This window comes from Coleofasciculus sp., from assembly GCF_046539235.1.
Classification (GTDB): Bacteria; Cyanobacteriota; Cyanobacteriia; order Cyanobacteriales; family Coleofasciculaceae; genus Coleofasciculus.
Genome location: NZ_JBKHHI010000298.1, coordinates 1 through 8393, shown reverse-complemented (window position 1 = coordinate 8393; position 8393 = coordinate 1). Strand labels below are relative to the sequence as shown.

The following is an 8393-nucleotide window of genomic DNA, read 5'->3' as shown; positions in this document are numbered from 1 at the left end:
TTGATCAGGTTATGGGTCAATCTTTTTTACTACTACTCGTCGCCCATTACTTAGGCTTAGCTGACTCTGTACTTTTCCGAAGAGGTAAAAAGGTAATGGGATGGATGACTATGATGACCTAGCGCATTCATTCAATAACCCCAGTTAGACTGTTAACGATTGCTATCATGCTGCATCTGAGTTTGATGAAGCAGATACTTGATTTATTCCTTCCGTAGTTTTATGACGCTGATACTTTGGTCAATAACTTTACTGATTGCCTTAATAGCCTTCTACCTCAGCATTAAAGTTACTGAAGAAATAGAACGAGTGGCTGCTGTACTCACTGCCTTAATCTGCCTAATATTTTGCTTGTTTTTTGCTCCGTTGTCGGTAAAAATAGCAATTCTACTCTTTCTCCTCCTTAGTCTCAACTACACGGTTAACTTAATTAGCCAATATATTTCATCTGACTCTGATTAACACAACTCAATCCGGGTTAACTACTCCCTGTTGGAATAGGGAGAAGGCTGCAAGGCACCAAGGCAGGAGGTAGAGGGTAAGCAGGTGGACACAATTAAAGTTAACGGTTGAGATTAGGGAACTCACGGGCAGGGAACACCTCGGCTTCGCTCGGTGTGTAACAGGGAACTGTAAGGGTTTGAGGGCAATTTGCTTGCACTTAACACAGTACCGTTTTCTTTTGTCCGACTACTTAGAGGACAGAAGGTAGAGGGTAAAAGGCTAATGCTTTCTCCCTCTAAAAATCCCAAATTTTCCTGACATTATTACCTGGTACTGTTAATGATAATATTGATCTGACGTAAATTGGCTGAAACGCTAAGGATAAATCATGAATAAGAATAATTTGCTTCGCAATATTCTCATCGGTACGGGTGTGGCTGCGGTTGGTGGTATTGGGACGAAAATGGCGGTTGATTATTTACGCAACCGAGACCAAGAAGAAGTGGTTGATGAAAGTCAAGAAGAAGCAGAACCTGCATCGGAAGAAGAAGTTGCTTATGCGACAGTCGCCACGGATTCGGTACAAGGTTTCCTCGATGCTAGCTTTGGTGATGAAGGTCGTTATACGCCCACTCGTCCGCCTAAGGTTTTCGAGTATCAGGGACAACAATATATGGTGGTTTGGGCTTACGACAATCAGAAAGATAAAAATCAAATGTTGGCGTTTGCTTACACCGATGAAGGGCGGAAAATGATTGCTAGTGTGGGGTATACAGCAGAGACAACAGATTATAATGTTAACCTGGAAGATACGCCCTTCTGTGTTGATGTAAATGGAGAACAAGTTACATCAGGACAAGGTGAAACCTCTGGCGCTGAAGACGTGGACTTTGTTTTAGCTTAAGCTGAATTGAGTTTAATATTGCCCGTTGTGGTAGGATGAGGTGGTTTAAACGAACCACCTTTTTTTAATTTATTTGTCGTTATCCCAAAAATCGAATGACCAGTGATTTGCAACCCACCCTAAACGTACAAGCGGCTATTGAACAACGTCGTGCGGCGCGTTCTTTTCGTCCAGATACGATTCCGGAGGCTATCTTAGCAGAAATTTTTCGCTTAGGCGTGCGATCGCCCTCCGGTTACAACCTGCAACCCTGGCGATTTGTAGTGGTGCGGGAAACGGCAAATCGCGAAAAACTCAAAGCCTGTGCCTTTAATCAGCGTCAGGTGGGGGAAGCCCCCGTAATATTAATTTGTTGTGGCGATCGCCGCATCAACAAAAAGGAGTATATTGAATCCGTGATTCAATTGGGACAAGAAGCCGATGCAATGAATGACGCCTATGCTGATACACTGCGATCGGCGGTTCCGCAGTTATTTGAAAATAAACCTTGTTTTGACTCCATAGAAGCCTGGACAAATCGTCATACAATGTTAGCTGTGGCGCATTTAATGATTGTGGCAAAAAGTTTTGGCGTCGATACCTGTCCCATGGAAGGATTTACCACTGCACAAGTAAAGGAAGCATTTAATATTCCAGCAGATGTGGATGTTTGCTGTTTGTTGGCGATGGGATATGCGGCGGAACCGTTTAAACAATACGGCGGACGCTTTGATGTTGATCAGGTTTTTTATCAAGAAACTTTTGGCAAATCATAAGTAGTTATACTCTGTCCGGTTAACTAGGTTTCCCAAGGCAGAGGGGGAAAGATAAGATAGTAACAATGGATATAACAATTCAGTCTCAATCCCTCCCGATTCAAGGAGCAACCATTCATTATCGAGACGCAGGCAATCCGACAGCGCCTTCAGTGCTATTTTTGCATGGTGCAAGTTTTAGTTCCCAGACGTGGCAAGACATTGGTAGTTTAACATTATTGGCGGAAAACGGATATCGGGCTGTAGCGATTGATTTGCCCGGTTATGGTCAATCTCAGGAAATATCTGGTTCTCCTGAAGCATTTTTACGGGAACTCATTGAGCAATTAAACCTGCAAAAGCCAATTCTTGTTTCTCCTTCCATGAGTGGCAACTATAGCCTGCCATTTCTGGGCAAGCATCCAGACATGTTAAAAGGGTTTGTTGCTGTTGCGCCTGTGGGGATTTCTCGATTGAGTTCTCAATTACAACGAATAGAACTCCCTATCCTAGCAATTTGGGGAAGTAATGATAACATTGTGCCCGTGGCACAAGCCGATAAATTACTGCAAGCCATGCCCACTGGTCAAAGAGTTATTTTAGCTGAGGCGGGTCATGCTTGTTATATGAATAAAACCGATGAATTTCATCACCATTTGCTTGAGTTTATTCGGGCTAATAGTTAATGATTCATCGTTAATTAGTTTGGCAATACGTTTAGACTCACTGGGAGCAAATTGGCGGAGTCCCATCACTATTTTCTTTAACAAAAAGGAGAACAACAATGACCCGTGTGTTTCAATTCATCTTCGGGTTAGCCTTTGCTATATGCTTGGGAATGCACCCGGCGATCGCGGTAGAACGTCCCTTCGATTTGACGGGAACAGGCACATTACAGGTAATGACTGATGATAACGGACAGTTGAGCGGTGGTGACCTTAATGCTTCGGGTACAGCAACCCACTTAGGCAAATGGACTCAAATTGGAAACTTGGTTTTCACGTTCGATCAGAGTAAACCTGATATCATCTTCGCTAGTGGAGACACAACCTTCACCGCCGCCAATGGTGATACACTCGAAGCTGAAATCAAGAATAGTGAATTAGATACCACAACGGGAATCAGCACAGGGCAGTTTGTGTTTATCGGCGGGACGGGGCGTTTCCAGCAAGCGCAAGGTAGCGCCGACTTTACGGTGACCCAGGATCTCAATTCAGGAACTTTTGACGTTGTTGCTCAAGGTCAAATCGATTATTAACCCATAAGTCTCTGTGACGTGGGGGAAATGATATTGTAGAGACGTTGCCTGCAATGTCTCTACTCTCAGAGGGGAAACTTATGCTGACTGAACTACAAACGCGCAAACTGACTAAATTTTTCAGTATGCACGATGCCAAGTTTGATGGCGCTTTAGCTTATCAAGATTTTGAAAATATTATAAAAAAGTTAGCCGCATTAAGACACTGGGGTTCGCGCTCCCCTAGGTATCAAATTTTACTGAATAACTGCAATCGCAACTGGAAAGAATTGAAACGAGATGCCGATATAACTCACAATAAAAAAGTTAGCTTAGAAGAATGGTTATCCTATTATTCTATAATTTTAAATGATCAAGAGAAATACCTGCACAACATCCATTTCTTTATGGAATTAGTTTTCGAGGTATTTGACAAAGATGAAGATGGAAAAATTAGCCAAGCGGAGTGGGCAGGGATTTTAAGTGTTTACAATGTGTCGCCTGTTTATGCTCCACTAATATTTCCTAAATTAGATACCAATCAGGATGGTTTTTTAAGCAAAGAGGAAGTCCTGCAACTCATTCGTGAGTTTTTCTACAGCGACAATCCAGACGTGCCAGCTAACGAGATGTTTGGACCTTATTGATGTAGAGGTGTGGGGGAACAGGGGAGCAAAAGTTTATTACTGGTACGTAGTTGTTTCAGCCGTTAAATCTGTCCTAAGCTTTATGACGACAGCTATAATTCAAGCCTAAAAACACAGACGTAGCAGGCTACGTCTGTACTCATGTTTCTATTTTGCCTATCCTTAGACAGCGCCGGGTCCTCGACCACGCTCATCTTTCTCCATCGTCAACTCGCCTTGGCGTTCTTCATTGAGTTGTTGCAGTTCTTGGCGGCGTTTAGCCGTCTCTTGTTCTTCTTTTTGGCGCAAGTCGCCCGGCTCGTTAACATACATTTCCGGCTCAATGGCAAAGTTATTCACCAAGCCTTCATTATCTACGGTATATCCCTCAGTGGTGTTGATACTATCAGGATTGGTTTGGTTCTGCTCCGTGATTTTGGTCTTATAGTTATCTCCTTCCCGTTCATGACGGGCGGCTGTTTCCGCCGGAACCAGGTTTCTGTCGTAGTTTTCGTATTTAATTTGCTCTTTTGTCTTAGCTTGGCGATCTGAAGGATTTGTCGGATTCATATATAAGTCCTCGAAAAGCATCAATATGTATGTATTCCACTTTCAAACTTACAGAAGAATTAATTGACATACATCCCTCTGGCGAATTAAATTGAATCCACTGTTGAGGCGTTTAGCACAAATGCATCCATCTAGAGGCTTATATTTGACAATATCCAGCCTAAAGGCGTGGAGATTCTTCGTTCTGACTTACGGTACAGCGCGGGGCTTCTCGCCGAATTAAGCTAAATTCAGACTATTGACAGCAGCACCCGGTCTAAGTAGTCGGACAAAAGAAAACGGTACTGCATTAAGTGCAAGTAAATCTCCCTCAAACCCTTACTGTTAAGCCGTTAAGCAGTTAAGAGTTCCCTAATCTCAACCGTTAACTTTAATTGTGTCCACCTACTTATAGGGGAAAGAGGGAAGATGGGGTAGATGGGCGAGTTCTGAGTGAATTCAAAACTCAAAACTTAGATGTAGCGTGCTACATCTCTACTCAAAATTTTGGGCAGGTGCGAAAAGTGGGGAGAATTGGTGATAAAAGTTACAATAGTCTAGAGCGTCTATCCAAAAGTAAGGGTTGACTTATTGGACAAGGTGTGTGTAAGTAAAAACAACACTTTATCCTTTCTGCCATCCCCGTTTTGACTTATTACTTATTACTTATTACTTGCTCGTAGTTATGTCATCATCTCGAAAGCCGCCTTATATGAGAGACTTTCCTCAGTTTGAGCAACATGTGGCAAAGATTTTTCAGAACGAGGGGTGGACTGTTACCACTCCCGACCCCAAGCCGCCAGAGTATGATTTAGTAGTTAGCAAAGAGGGTCAAACTGGTGCGGTTCATCTGAAATGGTTGATCAGTAATGTCCAAAAACCCCAAATACTCCGATTTTTAGGCTTTTTAGAATCGAAAGCGGGTCAAGACTTTAACGGTGGTTTTTTTATCACTACTAAAGGCTATGGTGCGCCCGCCAATGCTTTAATTCGCTCTTGGGGGTCAGACGCTAAAATCCAATGTGGAATTGCAGCAGACACCCAAATTCTCTGGGTGAATGAGGATGAATTACCGCCGCCAGAACCGCCGAAACCGGGTAAAATTTATGTTGGTGTTTTTACCTGTAAAGGTGGCGTGGGCAAAACCACCGTATCTGCTCATTTAGCAGGTGCATTTGCCTTGGAAGGATTTAATGTAGCGCTCGTCGATTTAGACCCAGAACAAAACCTACAAAAGCTACTAGGCGATGGGGTGGATGTTCCCCGACCTAGAGGTGTTGGGGCGAGTACCTATATCGCGGTCTATGATTGGCGTGAGTGGCATGAAGATGCGGCACGGGATTGTAAAGTGGTCGTTTGTGATTGCTCACCCGCCTTAGAACGTAACCCCAAAGAGCTGGTGAGTCAATTTGACTATTGTATTATTCCCACCACCTTAAATCCATTGGGACTGAATAAACATGGTCAAGTGATTAAAGATACGGTAAAAGGCATCCGAGAACTCAATCAACAAGCTCACCTATTTGTGCTAGTCAATAATTTTAAATATCCCGGCTCTAAACGACGATTGCGGTTGCTCCGAGATACGTTTTTGAATACGTATAATGAGGTCAAAGCCATCGATCATAAGTTTCACTGCATTGATCCCAAATACGCTTGTATTCGCTCTAGTGATCAATTGTATTATTGGGGAATTCATTTACTGGAAAATCCCGACGAAGCTCGCAGTGAGTTAGCGTTTAAACTGGTGGGCGGAATTTGTTATCCCCGCGATGATTTTATTAACCTCGCCGATTATATTGAACGGGAAGCGGGGTTAGGGATTCTCCGGAATTAAAAGTAGGGGGGCAATGTTCCAGACGTAGCATGCTACGTCTGGGAGCAGGGGAAGCAGGGGGAACAGGGGGAGTTGGGGAAGAGAATTTACAAAGGACGAATGACAAATGACATAAGACGAATGACGAATGACGAATGACGAATGACGAATGACAAATGACATTTGCTGCCAACGCAAAGAAAGACTACAGAGAGTAGCCGAGCGATCGCATAACCTGCTAAATCTGTACTCAACCCTATTTGGGGTTTAGCTGTAAAATTATAAGATTGCGATGACGACTAACGCTAAATACGTCCTAGCCCTTGACCTCGGTACCACGGGGAACCGAGCCATTCTATTTGACAAGCAAGGTGCGATCGCGGGACAAGTTTATCAGGAATTCACCCAGCACTACCCCCAACCCGGTTGGTTGGAACATGATCCCCAGGAAATTTGGCGGGATACTCGTGACTGTATGCAGCAAGTCTTACAGGATAATGGGGTTTCTGCTTCAGAGATTGCGGCGATTGGTTTAACTGTACAGCGCGAAACCTGTTTACTCTGGGATAAGACCACAGGGGAACCGTTGCATAATGCGATCGTTTGGCAGGATCGACGCACCGCCGCCCGATGTCGGGAGTTAAGCCAACAGGGACATGATGCGGATATTCAACAACGTACTGGATTAGTGCTGGATGCTTATTTCTCAGCCACGAAGTTAGAATGGCTGCTGAATTGGGTGCGCCTCCGAAAACCGGATACGAATTTCGATAATGTCTTAGCAGGCACCATTGATACCTGGATTCTCTGGAATCTCACTGGGGGCAAAGTCCACGTTACCGATCACAGTAATGCTAGCCGCACCATGCTGATGAATCTCGCCAATCAAGATTGGGATCACAGCCTCTTGGATTTATTTGGCATTCCGGCTCAGATTTTACCCCAAATTCAACCCAGTATGGGACTGTTTGGCAAAACGGAACCAAGTTTGTTAGGGGAAGAAATTCCGATTATGGCGATTTTCGGTGACCAACAAGCGGCATTGTTTGCCCACGGTTGCGATCGCCCGGGTATGCTCAAATGTACTTATGGTACAGGTTGCTTCTTAATTTCCTATACAGGCAAAGAAGTGACGCGATCGGGCAACCGACTCCTCTCTACCGTCGCTTGGACAAATGGGGTAAATGGCAATGGTACTGATGTTGCTTTTGCCCTAGAAGGGGCGATGTTTACCACCGGGGCTTGTATTCAGTGGCTGCGAGATGGTTTACAACTGATTAAGTCGGCTGCCGAAACTGAACCCCTAGCCCGTCAAGTCGAAGATACCAATGGCATCTATTTTGTTCCCGCCCTCAGTGGTTTGGGTGCCCCCCACTGGGATATGAGTGCCAGAGGTGCATTCCTGGGTATTACAGGCGGTGTCAAGCGGGAACATATGGTACGGGCGGTATTGGAATCAATCGCCTATCAAGTCCGAGAAGTTGTTGATGCTATGAACAAAGACGGTGATACTCCAATCGAACTCCTGAAAGTAGACGGCGGTGCGTCTCAGAATGACTTCTTAATGCAGTTTCAAGCCGATGTCCTCAACATTCCCGTGGAACGCCCCGCCGTTCTTGATGCTACAGCGCAAGGTGCGGCATTTGGTGCAGGTTTAGCTGTTGGGTTCTGGGATGATTACCATAAGCTCGTTACCCAAACCTCCATCGAACGGACATTTGAACCGGGAGAGGGGGCAAAAGCTGCCCAGGATAATTTTATCGGTTGGCTCAAAGCCGTTGAACGGGCTAAGAATTGGGTGGAGTGACTTCTTCCCACAGTGGAATCTCTGATTCACCTTACTTAGGGCTTGCTGCACAAAGCTGAAACCGCAAAGCCCATCAACACTTTGCCCCTACTTAGACTTCCCCGCCCTCGCCGTCGGCGGGGTGGTTCATGTCTAAGTACAAATCATCGAACTTAATTATAACTATAACTAATGCTGATTAATCAGGGGTTTAATCCGTCAATAGCTATAATCACAAACCGGGCAAACTCTTATCAACACCGTCATTGACTGGGATATTCATGCCGCACATATCTG

8 protein-coding genes are annotated in these 8393 nt (G+C 44.6%); 7 read left to right on the top strand and 1 reads right to left on the bottom strand.

Annotated features, from left to right (window positions below; genetic code table 11):
• Nucleotides 1-832: 832 nt before the first annotated feature.
• The 5 genes from ACLFWI_RS21870 to ACLFWI_RS21850 all read left to right on the top strand — a co-directional run bounded on the left by ACLFWI_RS21870 (nucleotide 833) and on the right by ACLFWI_RS21850 (nucleotide 3966).
• Nucleotides 833-1348, top strand: coding sequence for a hypothetical protein (locus ACLFWI_RS21870; RefSeq protein WP_446414667.1), 516 nt, complete (start codon nucleotides 833-835; stop codon nucleotides 1346-1348).
• 95 nt (nucleotides 1349-1443) lie between these two features.
• A complete protein-coding gene (locus ACLFWI_RS21865) occupies nucleotides 1444-2103 on the top strand; it encodes a nitroreductase family protein (RefSeq protein WP_446414666.1) in 660 nt (219 codons plus the stop codon).
• A gap of 65 nt (nucleotides 2104-2168) precedes the next feature.
• Nucleotides 2169-2768, top strand: a complete 600-nt coding sequence (locus ACLFWI_RS21860) for an alpha/beta fold hydrolase (RefSeq protein WP_446414665.1) — start codon at nucleotides 2169-2171, stop codon at nucleotides 2766-2768.
• 98 nt (nucleotides 2769-2866) lie between these two features.
• Nucleotides 2867-3340 carry a hypothetical protein gene (locus tag ACLFWI_RS21855; protein ID WP_446414664.1) on the top strand — a complete coding sequence of 158 codons (474 nt, stop codon included), beginning with the start codon at nucleotides 2867-2869 and terminating at the stop codon, nucleotides 3338-3340.
• 80 nt (nucleotides 3341-3420) lie between these two features.
• Nucleotides 3421-3966 (top strand): EF-hand domain-containing protein, encoded by a 546-nt coding sequence (locus tag ACLFWI_RS21850; protein ID WP_446414663.1) that lies wholly within the window; start codon nucleotides 3421-3423, stop codon nucleotides 3964-3966.
• A gap of 162 nt (nucleotides 3967-4128) precedes the next feature.
• Here ACLFWI_RS21850 and ACLFWI_RS21845 read toward each other — a convergent pair whose 3' ends face one another.
• Entirely contained in the window at nucleotides 4129-4515 is a 387-nt protein-coding gene (locus ACLFWI_RS21845) for a hypothetical protein (protein ID WP_446414662.1), read from the bottom strand.
• A 664-nt stretch (nucleotides 4516-5179) separates the two neighbouring features.
• Between ACLFWI_RS21845 and ACLFWI_RS21840 the strand changes: the two genes are divergently transcribed.
• The gene (locus ACLFWI_RS21840; protein ID WP_446414661.1) at nucleotides 5180-6331 is read left to right on the top strand and encodes a nucleotide-binding protein; all 1152 of its coding nucleotides are present in this window, start codon (nucleotides 5180-5182) and stop codon (nucleotides 6329-6331) included.
• Between the two features lie 271 nt (nucleotides 6332-6602).
• Nucleotides 6603-8117: a glycerol kinase GlpK gene (gene glpK / locus ACLFWI_RS21835; RefSeq protein WP_446414660.1), complete on the top strand. Its 1515-nt coding sequence runs from the start codon at nucleotides 6603-6605 to the stop codon at nucleotides 8115-8117.
• Nucleotides 8118-8393 lie beyond the last annotated feature (276 nt).

Coding starts and splice junctions, on each gene's coding strand:
- ACLFWI_RS21860 (WP_446414665.1), top strand. CDS start 2,169: ATGGATATAACAATTCAGTCTCAATCCCTCCCGATTCAAGGAGCAACC.
- glpK (WP_446414660.1), top strand. CDS start 6,603: ATGACGACTAACGCTAAATACGTCCTAGCCCTTGACCTCGGTACCACG.
- ACLFWI_RS21855 (WP_446414664.1), top strand. CDS start 2,867: ATGACCCGTGTGTTTCAATTCATCTTCGGGTTAGCCTTTGCTATATGC.
- ACLFWI_RS21845 (WP_446414662.1), bottom strand. CDS start 4,515: ATGAATCCGACAAATCCTTCAGATCGCCAAGCTAAGACAAAAGAGCAA.
- ACLFWI_RS21840 (WP_446414661.1), top strand. CDS start 5,180: ATGTCATCATCTCGAAAGCCGCCTTATATGAGAGACTTTCCTCAGTTT.
- ACLFWI_RS21865 (WP_446414666.1), top strand. CDS start 1,444: ATGACCAGTGATTTGCAACCCACCCTAAACGTACAAGCGGCTATTGAA.
- ACLFWI_RS21870 (WP_446414667.1), top strand. CDS start 833: ATGAATAAGAATAATTTGCTTCGCAATATTCTCATCGGTACGGGTGTG.
- ACLFWI_RS21850 (WP_446414663.1), top strand. CDS start 3,421: ATGCTGACTGAACTACAAACGCGCAAACTGACTAAATTTTTCAGTATG.